Origin of the sequence: Novisyntrophococcus fermenticellae, assembly GCF_018866245.1 — a bacterium.
Taxonomy (GTDB): Bacteria; Bacillota; Clostridia; order Lachnospirales; family Lachnospiraceae; genus Novisyntrophococcus; species Novisyntrophococcus fermenticellae.
Map to the genome: position 1 here is coordinate 2,705,008 of NZ_CP076458.1, position 20,383 is coordinate 2,725,390.

Consider the following 20,383-nt stretch of genomic DNA (forward strand, 5'->3'; position numbering starts at 1 on the left):
GTTCCAAAAAACAGCGGTTTTCTTACTTTTTATATCAGTACTTCTTATTCCAGTTCAAACGCCCCTGTATAGAGCTGGTAATAAGTTCCTTTTTCGTTAATTAATTTTTCATGGTTTCCACGCTCTATGATGCGGCCGTGATCCAATACCATAATTACATCAGAGTTCTTTACTGTTGAAAGCCTGTGGGCAATTACAAATACCGTCCTGCCCTCCATCAGGGCATCCATCCCACGCTGTACGATTGCTTCGGTACGTGTATCGATGGACGATGTGGCTTCATCCAATATCATAACCGGGGGATCTGCAACAGCGGCACGGCTGATTGCCAGCAGCTGACGCTGTCCCTGAGACAGATTTGCCCCATTTCCTGTAAGCATGGTCTGATAACCTTCCGGAAGACGGGTAATAAAGTCATGTGCCCCGGCAAGTTTTGCAGCGTCCATACACGCTTCATCTGTAGCATCCAGCTTTCCATAACGGATATTATCCATTACGGTTCCCGTAAACAGATTTGTATCCTGCAGAACAATTCCAAGAGAACGCCTGAGATCACTTTTCCTGATCTTATTGATATTGATCCCGTCATATCTTATCTTTCCATCTGCAATGTCGTAGAAACGGTTCAACAGATTCGTAATTGTTGTCTTGCCTGCACCGGTTGCTCCTACAAAAGCAACTTTATTACCGGGCTCCGCATAAAGGGTAATATCCTGAAGAACTGTCTTTCCCTCTTCGTAGGCAAAATCTACATTGATAAGTCTTACATCCCCGGTGAGTCTGGTATAAGTCAACGTACCATCCTGATGCGGATGCTTCCATGCCCAGAGTCCTGTACGCTCTTCACACTCCACAAGCTCACCGTTCACTTCCCTGACATTGACCAGTGTCACATATCCGTGATCCTCTTCTGCCGGTTCATCCAGCAGATCAAAAATCCGCTGTGCACCTGCAAGACCCATCACCACTGAATTTACCTGATTGGACACCTGATTTACATTGCCTGCAAACTGCTTCGTCATATTCAGAAAGGGAACCAGTACGCTGATACCCAGCGACAGCCCCGACAGGCTTACATTCGGCACATGAGCGAGCATCAGGGCCCCCCCACCAGTGCAACAATTACATAGAGTACATTCCCTATATTCATAATTATAGGAGCCAGCATGTTTGCATAGGAATGGGCTTGTCTGGATTCTTCATATAACTGGTCATTAATCTTGTCAAAGTCATCCATACACGCTTCTTCATGACAGAAAACCTTAACTACCTTCTGACCATTCATGATTTCTTCCACATATCCCTCTTCTTTACCCAGCTGATTCTGCTGTCTAAAGAAATATTTGGCCGATCCACCTCCAACTTTCCTGGTTACAAGCATCATGATAACCACGCCGGCCAGAATCACTATGGCAAGCCACAGTGAAAAATAAATCATGATAATAAATACGGAAATTACCGTGACCGCAGAAATCATCAACTGGGGAAAGCTCTGTGAAATCATCTGCCGCAGTGTATCAATATCATTCGTATAATGGCTCATGATATCGCCATGATTATGTGTATCAAAATATTTCACAGGTAAATTCTGCATCCCGGAGAACATCTTCACACGGAACTTTTTCAGTGAACCCTGTGTAATCAGCGCCATCATCTGATTATACGCCAGACCTGATAACAGTGATAAGACGTAAAGTACAACCAGTATAGAAACATAGGAAAATATTTTTTCCCCGACTGCGCTCCAGTCACCGCTCTTCCAGCTTGCTTCCACGAGTGCAATTACCTTCTGCATAAAAAGTGCAGGTATAGCTCCGACAACCGCACTGAACAGAATACAGAAAATTGTCAGCGGCACCATGACAGGATAGAATTCCAGCAAAGTTTTAATCACCCGCAAGGTCGTCCCCTTTTTAATTACTCTACGCTTCATCGTTATCACCTGCCTTATTTTGGGATTCGTAGATTTCCCTGTAAATATCATTTGCTGCTATCAACTCTTTATGTGTTCCAATCGCGTTTATACTTCCACCCTCCATTACAATAATACGGTCCGCATCCTGTACAGATGAAATACGTTGTGCAATGATTATCTTGGTCGTATCAGGAATAAACTCACGCAGTGCCTTACGAATCATCGCATCTGTCTTCGTATCAACTGCGCTTGTTGAATCATCCAAAATCAATATCTTAGGCTTCTTCAGCAATGCCCTCGCAATACACAGTCTCTGCTTCTGACCGCCGGAGACATTTGCCCCGCCCTGTTCAATGTAAGTATCATACTTTCCGGGAAACTGCATGATAAATTCATCCGCATGTGCCAATTTACATGCCTGAATCATTTCTTCATCCGTAGCGTCTTTATTTCCCCAGCGGAGATTTTCTTTAATGGTTCCTGAAAATAAGATATTCTTCTGCAAAACGACAGAGACCTGATTTCTTAAGGTGTCCAGATCATATTGCTTTACGTCTGCACCGCCCACCTTTATGTTGCCTTCCGTCACATCGTACAGACGTGAAATCAGCTGAATAAGTGTGGATTTCGAAGATCCGGTTCCACCGATAATACCAATTGTCTCACCTGATCTTATATGAAGGTTGATATCGGCCAGAGCCATTCGCTCTGCTCTTTTTGAATATTTAAAGCTTACATTATTAAAGTCAATTGATCCATCCTCGACCTCGTAAAGAGGATTCTCCGGATTCGAAAGTGTACTTTCTTCCTTTAAAATTTCTACAATACGTTTGCCGGATTCTTCTGCCATGGTTATCATAACAAAAACCATCGAAAGCATCATCAGATTTTGCAATATCATGAAATTATAGGTAAGCAACGCAGAGAACTGCCCCACATCCAGATCTATTCCTCTGGAAGTAATGATTGTATAAGACCCAAAAGTCAGAACGAAGATCATAACGACATAGACGCAAAACTGCATCATCGGACCGTTAAATGCCAGTATGCGCTCTGCACGGGTAAAGTCGTTGCTGATATCCTGCGCACTGCTTTCAAATTTCTCTTTTTCAAAGTCCTCACGAACATAGGATTTTACAACTCTCACGCCTTTTATATTCTCCTGTATGTAGCTGTTGAGATTATCGTACTTCTTAAATACCCGCTTAAACAATGGCATTACCTTATGAATGACAAAGAACAGTCCAAAACCCAGAAATGGTGCCACAACCAGGAAGATAAGTGCCATCCTTCCACCCATAATAAATGCCATAACAAAGGCAAAGATGATCATAAACGGAGACCGGATGGCCGCACGGATAATCATCATATACGCATTCTGCACATTCGTGACGTCTGTAGTAAGGCGGGTTACCAGTGAAGATGTAGAAAATTTGTCGATATTTTCAAAAGAATAACTCTGTATCTTTTGGAACATATCTTTTCTGAGATTTTTGGCAAGACCACAGGAGGCCGTAGCGCAGGCAGAACCCGCCCAGGCGCCGAACAGGAGAGAAAGTCCTGCCATGATCACCAGTATAATTCCGTATTGCAAAATTACCTGCAGCTCACATCCTTCTTTAATCTGATTCACCAGGCTGGCAATGACGAAAGGTATGATGCATTCCAACACTACCTCCACGGAAACCAGCAATGGAGTTGCAATCGAACTTTTTTTGTATTCTCTGATACTTTTAGCAAGCTCTTTCCACATAATAGTTACCTCTTTCTTTTGATTCAATTTCAAGATAATACAACGAGATGCACTTATCATCTGATGATAAATACAACTCGTTGTTTTTCGTCTTCTCTGACATACAGTTGGATTCTTCAGCAACTGATGTCGCTATATACAATTCTATCACCGCAAATTTCATATGTCAAGGTACCTCAAAGAAATACTCCTTAAAAATATCCTCTGCGTATTCTCTCACTTTTTTCTCATACTCCTGATAACGCTTCAGGAGATCGGCACCTTTCGTTGTCAGGGTGGTGGAGCCTCCTGTCTCTCCTCCCGTCTTTCTTATGACCACCTCATATCCCAATTGTTTTTCCATGATTTCAAGCATCCCACGGCCTTTACTGTAGGAAATGCCCATATATTCACACGTCATCCTAAGTGACCCGTTCTCATTCAGTAAGGAAAGAAGCTGCCTTGTACCAGGTCCCAAAAATGGCATTTCTTTTCCAATACGGACCCTTACTTCGGGATGCAATTCATTCAGACTATGATTCATCAGCGCATCCTGAAATTTCTCATTGCTCGTCTCATAAACCACGACCCCACTGTCTCCGACTTCAACCTTTTTGATTTCATACTCCAGACTTTTCACGGCACCGACAAGCCCTTGCCCTCCCTCGTAAGACAAAATCTCCGGTATTGCCTTCGCATTAATGCGTATGGGATGTCCGGATATTTCCCGGCTCATGGGAATAGTAATCATTTCGTGAGATTCTTCCAGTTTCTTTATTGTATCCGCGGTGAACAAAGGAACATTTGAAGGCATGATAAAAAGGCCGTCCACCTTGGACTGCAGATATTGAAGTCCTAATTTTACAAAGCTAAACATATCAGTTTCTTTGTCTTTAATTTCAGCGGGAATAAATGTAATGCATTGCCGGGAAATTTCTTTTTTCAAGATATCCTCGCGATTGGAAATAATATAGATGTCCTCAACTCCCGCACGTTGGAATGTTAATACGATTCGCTGAATAGCCGAAATCGTCCCAATCTTTTTCAGTGCACCGATTCGGTTGACCGGCTCTTCTTTTATAATAGAAGCAATAAGGGCACTTGTTTTCATATATTCTTTTATCTCTCTTCTCTGGTTTTGCTAATTGTATCATAGCATAAAACCTTAACAGAGACAATTAGAGAAAAAACAAGGGAACACCAACGGCATTCCCTTTCATGTATCTATATTTGATTATGTTCCCGTTCCAGCTCCATGATACGTTCGACCTTCTTTGCTGAGCCTCCACCTGCAAACTCGCAGCCAAGCCAGATATCTACCAGATATTTTGCAAGCTCTACGCCGATAACCCGCTCTCCCATACACATAATCTGTGCATTGTTACTTTTTCTTGAACGCTCCGCTGAAAAGGGATCGTGACACACTGCTGCTCTGATTCCGGGTACCTTATTCGCGCAAATCGCCATTCCGATTCCGGTTCCGCATACAAGAATTCCCCTGTCAAAATTTCCTTTTTTCACTTCATCTGCCACTTTATATGCTACATCAGGATACAGAACAACCTCTCCTTTGGCAGCCCCGAAGTCCTGATATTCAATACGATCCTTCATATCCAGATGCCGCATGATTTCTACTTTCAAGCTGTAAGCGGCTTCGTCACAGCCAATCGCTATCTTCATCTGCTTATTCCTTTCTACAATCGTTCTATGATTCCGTCCGCCATAGCAGTAAGTATGATGCAGCAGGAAACGGCACCTGCATCAAGAACACCTTTTGAACGCTCGCCCAGACGACTGGAACGTCCGAATCTGGCAGCCATATCCTTTGTGGAATCCCTTCCTTTTGCTGCAGCTGTTTTCATCATCTGCAATGCAGTTAGAAAATCCTCTTCATTTTGAAGTGCTTCCACTGCAGGTGTCAGGGTGTCCATCAAAGTTTTGTCTCCGACTCGTGCCTCTACAATCTCACATAAACCATCCATGCCGGCCTGCAGCATGATGCTCAGTTCTTTGCTGCCGATTTCATCGAATTTTTCTCCAGCTTCTCCGGCATCCATAAAAATCGTTCCATAAATAGGGCCCATAGATCCGCCAATTTCAGAAAAGAGGATATTTCCCAATTCATACAGACCCTTTGAAAAAGTGAACTCCTTATCAGCAAATCGCTTTTCAAATAGAGTGAAGCCTTTATTCATGTTCATGCCATGATCCCCATCACCAATCAGGCCGTCGACTTCACCCAGATATGCTTTATTGTCCTGGATTGCTTTCACTATGTTCAGCACCACACTTTTCCCATCTTTATTTCTGAAAATACTCATATTCGCTCCTTTTAGATCTGCGTAAGTCCCATGGTATTCACCGGGAGATCAAGCAACATTTTCAGTTCTTCGTCTAATTTCATTAACGTCAAGGTTGCTCCCATCATTTCCAATGAAGTGAAATAGTTCCCAACATAGCTTTTGTAGACTTTTATTCCCCGCTCCTCCAGTAATTTACCGATTTCACCATATAGCACATACAATTCCATAACCGGGGTTGCTCCCAGACCAGAAACCAGGACAGCCACTTCATCTCCGTTTTGAAACGGAACATCACCCGCGACAATGTCTACCATTCTTTTGGCCATCTTGTCTGCAGTCTCCAATTCACTGACCTCAATTCCCGGTTCACCGTGATGGCCAATTCCGACCTCCATGGTCCCCTCTTTGATTTCAAAGTTTGGATGGCCGACCGCCGGAAGTGTACAGGGCGTAAGTCCGATACCCACGCTGCGCGTGTTATCAATCGCCTTTTGCGCCGCTTCTGTCACCTCGTCCAGCGTTCCGCCAAGTGCAGCCTTTGCTCCGCCTGCTTTCCACATGAAGATTTCACCGGCTACTCCCCTTCTCTTTCCTCTGTCATCTTTTGGTGCCGACGCCACATCGTCATTTGCCACCACAGTCTTTACAGTAATGCCCTCTCTTTTGGCCATCTTTACAGCCATCTTAACATTCATATTATCTCCGGAATAGTTTCCGTACAGGCAGGCCACTCCCTTTCCCTGGTCTGCAGCCCGAAAGGCATCCAGAAATGCGGCGGCGGTCGGCGAGGAACATATTTCTCCGACTGCGGCAGTATCGCACATGTTTTCTCCCACATATCCGATAAATGCCGGTTTATGTCCGGAACCTCCTCCGGTTGCAACTCCCACCTTGTCCTCTGACCTTTTTTTTGCTCTCACCACCCTCGGGTTGTCTGTCTTTTCTACGATATCGCTGTGTACCTTTAAAAACCCCTCCAGCATCTCATCCACAATGTCATCAGGATTATTCAGAATTCTTTGCATATTCAGTCTCCTTTCGCGCACATCTCCGGTACCAGAACAACTTTTAATGCCCCATTCTCCCCAGTCTTTGCAATATGGAAGGCCTCTTCCCAATCTTCCAGTGCAAATTGGTTGGTGACCACACCTTGTGTTGGCAATATTTCTGTATCTATCCAGTCAATGACCGTATCAAAGCAATACGGACTCAGGTGCGATCCCAAAAGGTCCAGTTCTTTTCTGTCAGAAATAATAGACCAGTCACAGCTCACGTTTTCACCGAACACGGAAAATTCGACGAAGCGTCCCATTTTACGGATTGCCTGGAGACCCTGGGTTACACTTGAAGGGTGTCCGGTAGCCTCTATGTAGATATCGCAGCCGTATCCGCCCGTCATTTCTTTTATATTTTTCACCACATCTTCTTTTCCGGGATTCATTACAAGGTCAGCCCCAAACTCCTTTGCTTTTTTCAGACGCTCATCACTCATGTCAAGGACAACAAGTTTTTTGGGATTTGCCCTGCGAAGCGCCCCCACCATACCAAGTCCCAGTGTGCCTGCGCCGGAAAGAACAACTACATCTTTCGTTGTTACCTGTGCTCTTTCCACACAATGATAGGAGCATCCATATGGTTCGATCAGTGCTGCTTTTTCAATGGGCATATGCTCCGGAACCGCATATGGCAAGGCCTCTTTTGTCAGTTTTACGTATTCGGCCATGCCCCCGTTTACATTGTTTTGAAAACCGAACAGATCATGCTTTTCACACATCCAGTGTCTTCCGGTTTTGCAAAACATACACTCTCCGCAAGGGACAATTTGTTCCGGGCATATCCGGTCTCCAATTTTCCAATTACCTTTTACATTTGCACCCATCTCAACAACATGTCCGACAAATTCATGTCCCGGTATCATCGGTGCTTTTATGTATGGCGGCTGGCCATTTCCTCCCCAGAAACTTTCCGCACCGGCATAAGCTTTGGTATCTCCTGCGCAGATACCGCAAGCCTCCACTTTTAAAATCATCTCACCCTCTCCCGCTGTCGGAGTGTCTACCGTCTCGAATCTATAGTCCCCCGGGGCATATGCAACAATTGCTCTCATTTTTTTTGGTAAGCTTCCCATACTGCCTTCCATCCTTTCTGTTTGTGCAAACTTAATTGTAATAAATCATTTGTTAATCTTTTGATAATGTTGTTTACTTAAGTCTATATCCTTTTATAAAGACTGTCAATTGTTTATATTAGCTGAATATTATTATGCTTATTTAAGCACTATTACCAGTCCTTGTTTTATGTCTATTTATATGATTCTTCTCAGCTGTTTCAAATACTCTTTGTGTAAATAGTATAATTTTACGCCTCTATTATCTGTTCATTTGTACATTGACACATTTTTCTATGTGTTGTATCCTTATGCAAAGTACATTTACATATCTTCCAATATTTTAACAAAAAGGAGGTGTATCTTATGGAGGAAAATTGTTATATTCTTGACATGCGGAATATAACCAAAACATTTCCGGGGGTGAAGGCTTTAGATAAAGTTGATTTCAGGGTTCAATATGGCGAAGTACATTGTTTGATAGGCGCAAACGGTGCAGGGAAATCCACGCTCATGAAAATACTGTCCGGTGCATATACCGAAGACAGCGGCGAAATTTATTTTGACCATGAACTGCTGAAACCCCATGGGACTGAAAAAAGGCGCAAATCCGGAATCGCAGTTATTTATCAGGAATTATCTCTCTTCAATGAACTGACCGTAGCCGAAAACGTTTACATCAATAACTATCCCAAAGCCAGAAATGGCTCCATCGACTGGAAGAAAGTCTACCAGGATACGCAAGAGCTTGCCGACAGCCTGGATATTCACATCGATGCAAAGGCCACTGTGAGTTCTCTGAATATAGGACAACGCCAGCTGACAGAAATCATGAAGGCTTTAGCCTGTAATGCGAAGCTTATAGTAATGGATGAACCATCCTCGACCCTTTCACAATCAGAGTTTGAGATTCTCGTTAAGGTAATTAAAGACCTGAAGCAAAAAGGAATAACGATTATCTATATTTCTCACCACTTAGAAGAATTATTTCTCCTTGGCGACCGGATAACGGTACTGCGTGACGGAAAATTTGTCGTCTGTCAAAAATGCAGCATGCTCGATGAAAACTCGCTTGTAGAGTACATGACTGGAATCGATTTATCTAAAATCGAATCAGAAGAAGCAGAAATCCACCCGGTATCCAGTGATGTTGTTTTGGAATTATCCGAAGTATCAAACAATGTGGACACCAATATTAACTTGAAATTACATAAGGGAGAAGTCCTGGGATTATATGGATTGGTCGGTTCCGGAAGAACGGAGATTCTCCAGTCCATCTTTGGTATACGTCCTGTGACTCGTGGAAAAATCATGATTCATGGTAAAGAAGTTACGATTAAAAATGCGCAGAATGCAATTAAGGAAAATGTGGGGTTTACACCTGAAAACCGGAAACTTCAGGGCCTGGTTCTCGCCCTGCCCGTATGGGAAAATATGGCGATGGTTTCTTTATGTAATTATTCAAAAAAAGGCCGCATCCGTTATAAGAGCTTAAACGATGCCTGTGAAGCATATAAAATAAAGCTGAACATAAAAACCCCATCGATCAATACGACCACCAGAAACCTGTCCGGCGGAAACCAGCAAAAGGTAATTCTCTCCAAATGGCTGATGCAGGATTGTGATATTCTGCTGCTGGATGAACCGACACAAGGCATCGATGTGATTGCCAAAGAAGAGATTTATAAACTGATCCGTGAAATAACTGCCCGGGGTAAAAGTGTAATCATTGTTTCTTCCGAGCTGCAGGAGCTGATGCGCATCTGTGATAACATTCATGTAATGTATGACGGAGAACAGGTATTCTTCTCAAATAAGAGTAAATTTAATCAGGAAAAAATATTACACGCCTCAGTTCTAGGGAGGGCCATTTCATGAAGAAACTACATATAAGCGAATTATTAAAAAGATATAACCTGATATTGCTTCTGCTGATTTTTATCATAATATCCACAATACTTTCGCCGAATTTTCTGACGCTTGATAATTTTCTGAATCTGCTGCAGCAGGCCTCTATTCCGGGTATTGTTGCCATAGCCATGACGCTTGTTGTTCTGCTTGGCGGCATCGACCTCTCCGTGGGTTCCGTATTGGCATTCTCCGGAATGGTCTCTTCTATGGTAGCACTGCAATTTTCGGATGGGGTTATGGGAATCCTGCTTTCCTGCCTTGCCGCATTAGCCGTAGGTTCCATCATGGGTTTCATCACAGGAACGCTGATATCCAGATATAAACTGCCTGACTTCATCGCTTCTCTTGCGATGATGGAAATCGCAAGGGGCGCAGCCCTCCTTACGACAAGCGGAAATCCGGTGTTTGGCCTGGGCGACAAATTCCATCAGATAGGCGGCGGCTTTCTGTTTGATAAGCTGGCATACACCGCTATCTTATGGATCATACTTACCGTTATTTTCTCGCTTATTCTTAAATATACCGTTTTCGGACGCAGTCTTTTTGCGATCGGCGGAAATCGCGAGGCTGCAATGCTTTCCGGTATCAAAACAAAGCGTAATTACACACTCACCTTTGTACTTTCCGGACTTTTATCCGGTTTTGCCGGAATTCTGACGGCATCCTGGATGTCCACCGGCCAGCCAACTGCGGGAAATGGGTATGAACTTGATGCAATTGCCGCCAGTGTAATTGGAGGCGCCAGTTTAAGCGGAGGCAAGGGTTCAATTTTAGGTACTTTTGGCGGTGTATTTTTATTACAGGTGATTACCAATATTTTTAATCTTATAGGGCTGCCCTCTTATTATCAAAGAATTGCCAAGGGCATTATCATCATACTGGCCCTTCTGTTAAATAATTTTGTAGCCTCGGATAAGGGTAAAGAATAAAAGACAAAGATCTTTTATAATAGAAAAGGAGAAGAATATGAAAATGAAAAAGTTAACAACCACCATCCTCATCGCTGCTATGGCCCTTTCAATATCCGCCTGCGGCAATTCGTCCGAAAAAACTTCAGCAGGGGCCGCTCAAAGCAGCGCCTCCAAAAGTACCGAAACAGCAGAATCATCCGGCTCTAAGGACAGTAAGAATTTTACCATTGGTTTTTCAAACTGTTCACAGGATACACCTTTTTTTGCCAACATGACTCCGATTATTGAAGATTATGCAAAAGAAAAGGGGCTCGAAGTAATTTCGCTAAACGCTGATAACGATACCTCGAAGCAAAACAAAGATATTCAGGATTTGATTTCCAGAGGAATTGATGTCCTGCTTATCAATCCGGTAAACGAAGACGGTGCTACAGCCGGTATTGAAGCCTGCAATAAGAAAAACATCCCTGTCATTACCGTCGATAAGAACGTGACAAAAGGAAATACAGCCTGGGTAGGCCGTGACAATAAGGTAATGGGAAAACTTGTCGGAGAAAAACTGATTGAATTACTTGGCGGAGAAGATGCTGTCGGAACCATCCTGGAAATTCAGGGCACTGCCGGGTCTACCACCATGATGAACCGGCGCGACGGATTTCATGAAGCTCTGGAAAAAGCTCCGGGTTTAAAGATTGTACAATCGTCTTATTGCGACTATGATCGTTCAAAAGCAATTCCTGCCACGCAGGATATGCTGCAGGCCAATAAAGATGTAGTTGCAATCTTTGGCCACAACGATGATATGGCTTTGGGTGCAGCGCAGGTGTGCCAGGAACAAAAGCTAGAAAATGTACTGGTCTGCGGCGTGGACGGATTAATGGAATCCGTACTGAAAATACAAGACGGTAAATATCACTGTACCGCCTCCAATGATCCCGTTCTTTTGGGTCAGACTGCGGTCGATGCAGCAATAAAGGTAATGGCTGGTGAGACCCTGGACGAATTCATAGATGCCGGAACTGTCGTAATTGATAAGTCAAATGTTGACGAATATGCCAATAAAGATTTGGACTTCGCAACCATGGTAAAATAAACAAGCATCCAGACTATGGCTATCAGGGAGGCATACCCTGGTAGCCTTTTTGTCATTATTCTTTACATTTGTCAATTGACAACGATTCTGTCATGGCATATATTACAAGGTATAGATAACAAAGCATCATCATTCATCTTTACGAGCGAATCATACGGAGATTACACAATGCCAGAACACTTTACTTCAGCTACATTAAAAATACAAAACAAAAAAAATATTTTAAAATATATCTATTTTCAAAAAAAGGCAACACCCGGCAGAATCTCCGGCTATTTAGGCTTAAGCCGCCCGACAACAGCGCAAATTCTCCGCGAACTTCTCGCAGGTGATTTTGTCCATCAGGAAGGCTTTGCCTCATCTACCGGAGGAAGAAAAGCGCAGATCTATACTTTTAATCAGTTTCAGAAAATTGCTGTCGGTGTAGAAATCAGAATTGACCGCTATGAAATTTCAGCCGTTAATTTGTACTCCGATATGTTAAAGTATGAATCCTTCTCCTGTTCATATCAAAACGCATCCGCCTATTACGATAAGCTGGCGCTTTCCATAAACACGTTCATCGATAGTCTCAATGTGCCGCCCGAAAAGATATTGGGTGTAGGGATCGGACTGCAGGCTCTGATTTCTTCCGATGGACAAACAATTTTGTATGGTAAAATATTAGGTTGTACAGGATTAAATATCAGTGAATTTAATACCCGGATTCCCTATCCCTGTGTCTTTCATCACGATGCGGAATGCCTGGCCAATTCAGAATTATGGATGGATACCGCATTAAAAGATGCTATTTTCTTCAATATCAGAGATAACTTAAGCGGTGCGGTAATTATAAACAGAAGATTTTTCAGGGGAAGCGAACTCAAGTCCGGTGTGTTTGAGCACATGACTTTATTCCCGGGAGGCAAACCCTGCTACTGTGGTAAAAAGGGGTGCGTAAATGCATACTGCTCTTTTTCTTCACTTGTTGAACCGGAGGAAGAGATCGATACCTTTTTTCAACGGTTACGTTCCGGTGATAAGGCAGCGGCTCTCAAATGGGAAGAATATCTCTCTCACTTAGCGCTGGCTGTGGATAATCTGCATATGCTTATTACAAGTGATATTATTATCGGCGGAAAGATTTCCAATTATCTGACCACACAGGATTTGGAAAACCTACAGCAAAAGGTGGACAAACTCAGCGCATTTCCCAATGATGAAGGGTATATTAGAACCAGCAAAACATCTAATATACCCTTATGTGTAGGTGCCGCTATTCCATTTGTAAGGAAGTATCTGGAAAACACTTTTCTTGGTGCATAGAAAAAGCCTGCACATCGGCTGGTTTAAATCAGTCGGTGCGCAGGCTTTTCAGATACCAAAGTATGCAAGGAAAGCTGCCAGTGGCAGGTTTCTGTGTAAAAGAACAATCATTTGCGGGCAAACTGTGCATGATACAGCTGCTCATAATAACCTTTCTGATTAAGGAGCTCCTGATGGGTTCCCTGTTCTACGATGTTACCATTCTCCATCACCAGGATTAAGTCTGCATTCTTAATGGTTGAAAGTCTGTGTGCTATGACAAAGGAGGTCCGCCCCTTCATGATCCGCTGCATGGCATCCTGAAGCATCTGTTCAAGACGGGTATCCACCGAGCTGGTCGCTTCATCCAGTATTAAGATGGGTGGATTGCAGAGCACAGCACGGGCAATGGTAAGAAGCTGCTTTTCGCCCTGTGAAATATTGTTGGCTTCTTCATTTAGTACCATATCGTAGCCTTCCGGCAAGGTTTTTATGAAATGGTGAACATTTGCAATTTTTGCGGCATTCATAATTTCTTCTTCTGTGGCATTTTCTTTTCCGTAGGCAATATTTTCCCATATGGTACCCTTGTAAAGCCAGGTATCCTGCAGCACCATGCCAAATTGGGAGCGGAGCTCTTCCCGCTTCATGTGCCGGATGTCCCTGCCGTCTATTTTAATGCTGCCGTCTGTCACGTCGTAAAAACGCATGAGCAGATTAATCAGGGTCGTCTTTCCGACTCCCGTAGGACCTACGATTGCCACCATCTGCCCACTTTTTACATCTGCAGATAACCCCTGAATCAGTGACTTTTCAGGCGTATAGGAAAAGCATACGTTTTCAAAGGCTACATTACCCTTTACGGATTCTTTTAAAGGCTGGTAATTTACGTCTTCGGTCTCTTCCTCCTCGTCCAGAAATTCAAAAATCCTGTGTACGGCTGCAACAGAAGACTGGATGGCACCTGAAAGCTGCGTGACCTGGGAAAGGGGCTGGTTGACCTGCCAGACGTATCGGATAAATGATTGAAGCTGGCCTACTTTTATAATGCCTGACAGGGCAAAAAGTGCACCCATAATCGCTGCAAATCCGATTCCCAGATAAGTGACAAGTGCTACCAAAGGAGACATAAGACCGCTGATAAACTGGGCCTTAAACCCATTTTCACAAAGACTTTCATTCGCATCCTTAAATTCCTGAAAGGAATCCTGCTGTTTTCCGAAAAGCTTAATTTCATTAAAGCCTGTGTATTTTTCCTGCACAATTGCATTTAAATTTCCGAGGGCATCCTGCTGTTTCCGGAATAGAGGCTGGGATTTGGCAACGATGACCTTGGAAATGACTGCGGAAGCGATAAGGATAAAAACGGCCACCAGCGCCATCTTCCACTGGATACGGAACATCATGAACATTGCAAGGCTAAGCCCCAGAACAGCATTTAAAACCTGCGCAAAGCTCTGCTGCAGGGCATTGGAAACGGTTTCCATATCATTGGTGACCCTGCTTAAGATATCCCCGAGCGGACGGCTGTCAAAGTAAGAGATTGGCAGGCGTCTGATTTTTCCTTCTACTTCATTTCTTAAATCAACCATGGTACTCTGAATGGCATCCGTCAGTAAAAACTGATAGAAGCAGTTACAGGAAGCACTTGTGATATAAAAGACGATGAGTGCTGCGATAATCTGAAAAATCCGGGTAAAATTTACCCCATGGCCTGCTGTGACATCGGCAAAGAGCTGAGTCGTAATCATTCCTTCAAAATAAGGGCAGGCGGCGTTAATCGCAGCGGCTGTGATAATCAGCAAAATTGCGCCGATGATTTTTAACTTATACTTCTTCAGATAAGGAATCAGCCGCGTCAGTCCGGTTTTCTTTTTCATGCCTCTAATTCCTCCTTTGATAATTGACTTTCAGCGATTTCCCGATAGATAGGACAACTGTCTAATAATTCGCGATGTGTACCTGTCCCTACCACCATACCTTCGTTCAGCACAATAATTTTGGTCGCATCCATGATGGAAGACACCCGCTGTGCGACAATCAGTGTAATCGCTTCCTTTGTTTCTACCTTCAATTTTTGACGAAGCTTTGCATCGGTTTTAAAATCCAGAGCAGAAAATGAATCATCAAAAATATAGATTTCAGGTTTACGAACGATGGCTCTTGCAATACTTAAGCGTTGACGCTGGCCGCCGGAGACATTGCTTCCGCCTTCTTCAATCATTTCATCAAACTGATGTGGTTTTTCCGAGATAAAATCGTAAGCTTCCGCTATTTTTGCAGAATGCACGACCTCATTTTGAGCGGCATTGTGTTTTCCGTAGCGAATATTTTCGTTGATACTCCCGCTGAAGAGCAGCGCTTTCTGCGGAATAAAGCCAATCTTCCTGCGAAGCGCCTTAAGGTCGTATTTGCGGATATCAACACCATCAACCCGGATGCTTCCGGTACTGATATCGTAGAAGCGGGGGATTAAGTTGATTAAGGTACTCTTGCCGCTTCCGGTACTTCCGATAAACGCCACGGTATCTCCTTTACCGGCTGCAAATGAGATGTCATGCAGGACGGGTGCTTCCCCGTCCGGATACTGGAAAGATACGTGATCAAATATAAGTGTGGTGCTGCCGTCTCCATCTTCCACAGGATTTTTGGGATTTTTTATAATCGGTTTTTCATCAAGCAGCTCTTGAATTCGTACTGCACTGATTTCGGCCCTTGGATACATAATAAAGACCATGGAAAACATCATCATGGAGAACATCGCGTGAAACATGTATTCCTGAAAAGCTACAAGCTGACCGACCTGAAGCGTCCCCATATCAATCAAGCGGCTGGAAAGTATAAATACCACCGCAATCCCCAGGTTCAGGAGCAGAAAAAATGCGGGCTGGGTAACAGACATCAGCTTAAACAGCTTTTTGGAACTCCTGGCATATTCTTCATTTGCATCGGAAAAACGCCGGGCTTCATAAGCATCTTTACAGAAAGCACGGATGACCCGGACACCTGTCAGGTTTTCTCTCGTAATTCTGTTCAGGCGGTCCATCCCCTTTTGCTGTCTGTCACTGATGGGCTTACTGGTTCTGGCAACCAGATAGATGCCAAGGCAGAGAACCGGGATACAGGCTCCGATTACCATGGAAAGGGACAGGCTGGTCCGGATTACCATAAATATACTTATAACAATCATAATGGGCGTCAAAAGTGCGGTACGAAGCAGGATATTGGTGAACTGCATCAGGATAAATGCATCATTCGTCGTTCTTGTAATCATACTGGAAACCCCGAATTTATTGTATTCCGTGTGAGAATAATCCTGGGATTTTCTGAAAATATCGTTGCGGATATCCCTTACAATATTCGAACTGACCCTGGAACTGCAGTAGGCGATCACGATATTGCCGACTCCGCCCAGAAGAGATACGGCCAGCATGACCAGCCCCATTTTGTAGATGTAAGCCTTGTCATTTAAGATGATGCCATTGTCAATTAATTTCGACACAATCGTGGGAATTCCAAGCTCCGCAGCCGCAAAGCCCAGGACGGCCAGTATGTTTAAAAATATATAGATTTTATACCGCTTTAAATAATGCAGCATCAATTTCATTTGGGTACCTCCTTGTCTTATGTAGATGCTTCTGTGATAATAGCGTAATTATAATATCATAACACAAGAACGGGGAGAAAAGTCAAGAGGTAGTGAAGAAAATGTTTCCCATAATCCAATTCTTTAAATGTATGGGAGTTTGTGGTAAGATGATTGTGGAATCTTAAGTTAATGGAGGCTCTACTTATGATGAATTTGGCATTGGAGATTCAGAATGCAGTATCTACAGGATTAATAGACAAACATGTGGAATCTTTAGATGCATTACGTCCAAAATTGCTTTTTAATGATGTTAACAAGGGGAGTACGGTTTTGGTAGAAATTGAACAACGACTACTGGACTGTGATTCGTTTTGGTTCTCAGTTGCATTCATTACCAAAAGTGGTCTTATTGTTTTAAAGGAGACACTAAAAAAATTATTGAATGCAAATATAAAAGGCCGTATCCTCACTACAGACTACTTAAACTTTAATGAGCCAGATGCATTACGTGAACTATTTAGATTTCCGAATATAGAAGTACGTGTTCTAACGAGAGAGCATTTTCATACAAAGGGGTATATGTTTACAAAGGGAGAAACACGTACTTTTGTTGTAGGAAGTTCAAATATGACGCAAGGTGCTCTTAAAGCAAACAAAGAATGGAATTTAAGAATTACTTCCTTAGAGCAGGGCGAACTAATTGTTGAAACCGAAAATGAGTTTGGCAACATGTGGGAAAAGGCAACAGTACTTACGGATGCATGGATTAAAGAAGTATATGAGCCTATATATCGGGAAAAGAAAAAAGCAAGAAATGAGGAAAGAGTTGAACGTATCCGTACCTATACCTTGCAGCCAAACAGCATGCAAAGAGAAGCTATAAAATCTTTAGAAAATCTAAGAAGGAAAAAACAACAGAAGGCACTACTTATTAGTGCAACTGGAACTGGGAAAACATATTTATCAGCTTTTGATGTTAGAAATTTTAAGCCAAGGAAGATGTTGTTTTTAGTGCACAGGGAGCAGATTTTAAATCAGGCAATAGAAAGCTTTAAGGACGTATTGGGAAATAATATTTCTACGGGGCGACTTACCGGAACCCACCATGAATATGGCGCCGATTATTTATTTGCTACAATACAAACTATGTCAAATCTTAATATGATGGAGAGATATATGCCAGATTATTTTGATTATATTGTAATTGATGAAACTCACAAAGCCGGTGCAGAAACATATCTTCGAGTATTAAACTATTTTAAGCCCCAGTTTTTACTGGGGATGACTGCCAGTCCAGAGAGAATGGATGGGTTTGACATCTTCCAGTTGTTTGATCACAATATAGCTTATGAAATAAGGCTGCAGCAAGCGATGAAAGAGGCTTTGCTCTGTCCATTTCATTATTTTGGCGTTACAGAATTAATGGTGGATGGGGACACGATAGATGACAATACCGAATTCCGTTTTCTTGTCTCGGAGGAGAGGGTGAATAATATTATAGAAAAGGCTGAATTCTACGGATACAGCGGGGAACGGGTAAAGGGGCTAATCTTTTGCAGTACAAATCGGGAGGCAGAGGAGCTTTCGAAATTATTTAATAATAGAGGATATCGGACAATTTCACTTTCGGGTTCCAATAGTCAGTACGAAAGAGAGGAAGCAATTAAGAGGCTGGAACAAAATGATAAAAAAGAGGGACTTGATTATATTTTTACCGTAGACATCTTTAATGAGGGTGTGGATATACCACAGGTTAATCAGGTTATTATGCTTAGGCCTACCCAATCAGCAATTATATTTGTGCAACAATTGGGACGCGGCCTTCGTAAGGCAGCGGCCAAAGAGTATGTGGTAGTAATAGATTTTATAGGAAACTACCAAAAGAATTTCCTGATTCCTATTGCTTTATCGGGGGATAGAAGCTACAACAAAGATACTATACGAAAATATGTGGCCGAGGGGAATCGTGTGATACCAGGGTGTTCAACCATTCATTTTGATGAAATTACGAAAAACGTATTTTCCAATCTATAGATTCTGCTAATTTTAATGATATACATTTAATAAAAGAGAATTATCAGCTGTTAAAATATAAACTAGGAAGAATCCCTCATATGATGGACATTGATGAATATGGCGAAATGGATATCATGCGAATTATTGAGAATAAATCATTGGGTTCCTACTACAAGTTTCTTGTAAAACATGAAAAAAATTATACCATCAGACTGAGCTCAAAGGAAGAAAAGGTTGTAGAGTTCATTTCAAAGAAATTTGCATCGGGGAAAAGAATTCATGAACTTTTACTTTTGAAAAGAATGCTTTCTTACAAGTCAGGTTTATTTATGCTTTTAAAAGATAGGCTAGAACAAGATTACCAGATAAGTCTTCAGCAAAAAACGATTGAGAATATTAAAAATATCATGACAAATCAATTTACTGCCGGGTCAGCAAGGGGAACATATCAAGACTGCGTTTTGATTCAGCAAGATGAGGGAGATTATTCCGTTTCTGATACATATTCAGATATGCTAAACAATCTGGATTTTTATAAAATAGTTGAAGAGATTATAGAGTTTGGTATTTCCAGATACAATAAGGACTACTCTGAACGTTATATGGATACAAACTTTACACTTTATCAAAAGTATACATATGAAGATGTCTGTCGTTTATTAGATTGGAAAAAAGGGGAGGTAGCTTTAAATATTGGTGGGTATAAGTATGATAAAGATACTAAAACCTATCCTGTTTTTATCAATTATGATAAAGAGAATGATATTCAAGATACAATTCGCTATGAAGATCGCTTCTTAGATCCGTCTACCTTGATTGCAATTTCAAAATCCGGACGTAGTCTTAACTCGGAAGACGTTTCTGTTGCAATTCATGCGAATGAACTCGGTGTTGATTTGGAATTGTTCGTGCGTAAGAATAAAGACGATAAAATTTCAAAGGAATTTTACTATCTGGGAAAAATGAACGCTACGGGACTAGCCAATGAATTCATAATGCCAAATACCAGTAAAACAGCTGTGGAAATACAATATAAGCTGTGCACCCCTATACGAGAGGATTTGTTCGAATATATTATAAGTTAAAAACAAAGGATGTGACTATGAAAATGATAGAAGTTGTAGCGGCGATTATTATACAAGAAGGAAAAGTCTTTGCAACGCAAAGAGGATATGGGGAATTTAAAGACGGGTGGGAATTCCCGGGCGGAAAAATTGAGAAAGGGGAAACCCCTGAGGAAGCTTTGAAACGTGAAATAAAGGAAGAATTGGATGTTAGTGTTTCAGTAGGAGGATTGCTTGAAACGGTAGAATATGACTATCCTAATTTCCACTTAAGGATGCGGTGCTACCTAAGCACTATTGAAACAGGAGATGTGTTGCTGAAGGAGCATGAAGATGCAAGGTGGTTGGGAAAAAGTGATCTTTATAGTGTGGCTTGGTTACCAGCAGATATTTGTGTAGTTAAGAGACTGGAAAAATATTGTAGATAAAGAAAAACTGCTTCCTTCGCCTACACTTCT

At 42.3% G+C, this 20,383-nt stretch carries 15 protein-coding genes and 1 pseudogene; 7 read left to right on the forward strand and 9 right to left on the reverse strand.

What is annotated here, in order from left to right:
- Positions 1–44: 44 nt before the first annotated feature.
- The 7 genes and pseudogenes from KNL20_RS16290 to KNL20_RS12525 form a co-directional block, all read right to left on the reverse strand.
- Positions 45–1,933: pseudogene (locus KNL20_RS16290) on the reverse strand (ABC transporter ATP-binding protein).
- The gene (locus tag KNL20_RS12500; protein ID WP_230398065.1) at positions 1,923–3,668 is read right to left on the reverse strand and encodes an ABC transporter ATP-binding protein; all 1,746 of its coding nucleotides are present in this window, start codon (positions 3,666–3,668) and stop codon (positions 1,923–1,925) included. The pseudogene KNL20_RS16290 and the gene KNL20_RS12500 overlap by 11 nt, the downstream one beginning before the upstream one ends.
- A 166-nt stretch (positions 3,669–3,834) precedes the next feature.
- The gene (locus KNL20_RS12505; protein WP_230398066.1) at positions 3,835–4,758 is read right to left on the reverse strand and encodes an NTP transferase domain-containing protein; all 924 of its coding nucleotides are present in this window, start codon (positions 4,756–4,758) and stop codon (positions 3,835–3,837) included.
- 113 nt (positions 4,759–4,871) lie between these two features.
- Positions 4,872–5,327: a ribose 5-phosphate isomerase B gene (gene rpiB / locus KNL20_RS12510; RefSeq protein ID WP_230398067.1), complete on the reverse strand. Its 456-nt coding sequence runs from the start codon at positions 5,325–5,327 to the stop codon at positions 4,872–4,874.
- Between the two features lie 14 nt (positions 5,328–5,341).
- Complete coding sequence (dhaL, locus tag KNL20_RS12515; RefSeq protein WP_230398068.1) at positions 5,342–5,968, reverse strand: dihydroxyacetone kinase subunit DhaL; 627 nt, start codon at positions 5,966–5,968, stop codon at positions 5,342–5,344.
- Between the two features lie 11 nt (positions 5,969–5,979).
- A complete protein-coding gene (locus KNL20_RS12520) occupies positions 5,980–6,975 on the reverse strand; it encodes a dihydroxyacetone kinase subunit DhaK (RefSeq protein WP_230398069.1) in 996 nt (331 codons plus the stop codon).
- Positions 6,976–6,977: 2 nt separating this feature from the next.
- Entirely contained in the window at positions 6,978–8,078 is a 1,101-nt protein-coding gene (locus KNL20_RS12525) for an alcohol dehydrogenase catalytic domain-containing protein (protein ID WP_230398070.1), read from the reverse strand.
- Between the two features lie 345 nt (positions 8,079–8,423).
- Here KNL20_RS12525 and KNL20_RS12530 point away from each other — a divergent pair, with 345 nt between their 5' ends.
- From KNL20_RS12530 to KNL20_RS12545, 4 genes are all read left to right on the forward strand, one after another.
- On the forward strand, positions 8,424–9,935 hold the full coding sequence (locus tag KNL20_RS12530; RefSeq protein ID WP_230398071.1) for a sugar ABC transporter ATP-binding protein: 1,512 nt from the start codon (positions 8,424–8,426) through the stop codon (positions 9,933–9,935).
- Positions 9,932–10,897: an ABC transporter permease gene (locus KNL20_RS12535; RefSeq protein WP_230398072.1), complete on the forward strand. Its 966-nt coding sequence runs from the start codon at positions 9,932–9,934 to the stop codon at positions 10,895–10,897. The genes KNL20_RS12530 and KNL20_RS12535 overlap by 4 nt, the downstream gene beginning before the upstream one ends.
- Positions 10,898–10,940: 43 nt before the next feature.
- Positions 10,941–11,972, forward strand: coding sequence for a substrate-binding domain-containing protein (locus KNL20_RS12540; protein WP_230398073.1), 1,032 nt, complete (start codon positions 10,941–10,943; stop codon positions 11,970–11,972).
- 168 nt (positions 11,973–12,140) lie between these two features.
- Positions 12,141–13,277, forward strand: coding sequence for an ROK family protein (locus KNL20_RS12545; RefSeq protein ID WP_230398074.1), 1,137 nt, complete (start codon positions 12,141–12,143; stop codon positions 13,275–13,277).
- A 107-nt stretch (positions 13,278–13,384) separates the two neighbouring features.
- On the opposite strand, the gene KNL20_RS12550 is transcribed toward KNL20_RS12545, so the two are convergent.
- A complete protein-coding gene (locus tag KNL20_RS12550) occupies positions 13,385–15,136 on the reverse strand; it encodes an ABC transporter ATP-binding protein (RefSeq protein ID WP_230398075.1) in 1,752 nt (583 codons plus the stop codon).
- Positions 15,133–16,863, reverse strand: coding sequence for an ABC transporter ATP-binding protein (locus tag KNL20_RS12555; RefSeq protein ID WP_230398076.1), 1,731 nt, complete (start codon positions 16,861–16,863; stop codon positions 15,133–15,135). The genes KNL20_RS12550 and KNL20_RS12555 overlap by 4 nt, the downstream gene beginning before the upstream one ends.
- Positions 16,864–17,049: 186 nt before the next feature.
- Here KNL20_RS12555 and KNL20_RS16010 point away from each other — a divergent pair, with 186 nt between their 5' ends.
- The 3 genes from KNL20_RS16010 (at position 17,050) to KNL20_RS12565 (ending at position 20,353) form a co-directional block, all read left to right on the forward strand.
- A complete protein-coding gene (locus KNL20_RS16010; RefSeq protein ID WP_329957468.1) occupies positions 17,050–18,879 on the forward strand; it encodes a DEAD/DEAH box helicase family protein in 1,830 nt (609 codons plus the stop codon).
- An 80-nt stretch (positions 18,880–18,959) separates the two neighbouring features.
- A complete protein-coding gene (locus KNL20_RS16015; RefSeq protein ID WP_329957469.1) occupies positions 18,960–19,946 on the forward strand; it encodes a DUF3427 domain-containing protein in 987 nt (328 codons plus the stop codon).
- A 17-nt stretch (positions 19,947–19,963) separates the two neighbouring features.
- Positions 19,964–20,353, forward strand: a complete 390-nt coding sequence (locus tag KNL20_RS12565; RefSeq protein ID WP_230398077.1) for a (deoxy)nucleoside triphosphate pyrophosphohydrolase — start codon at positions 19,964–19,966, stop codon at positions 20,351–20,353.
- The last annotated feature ends 30 nt before the right edge of the window (positions 20,354–20,383 follow it).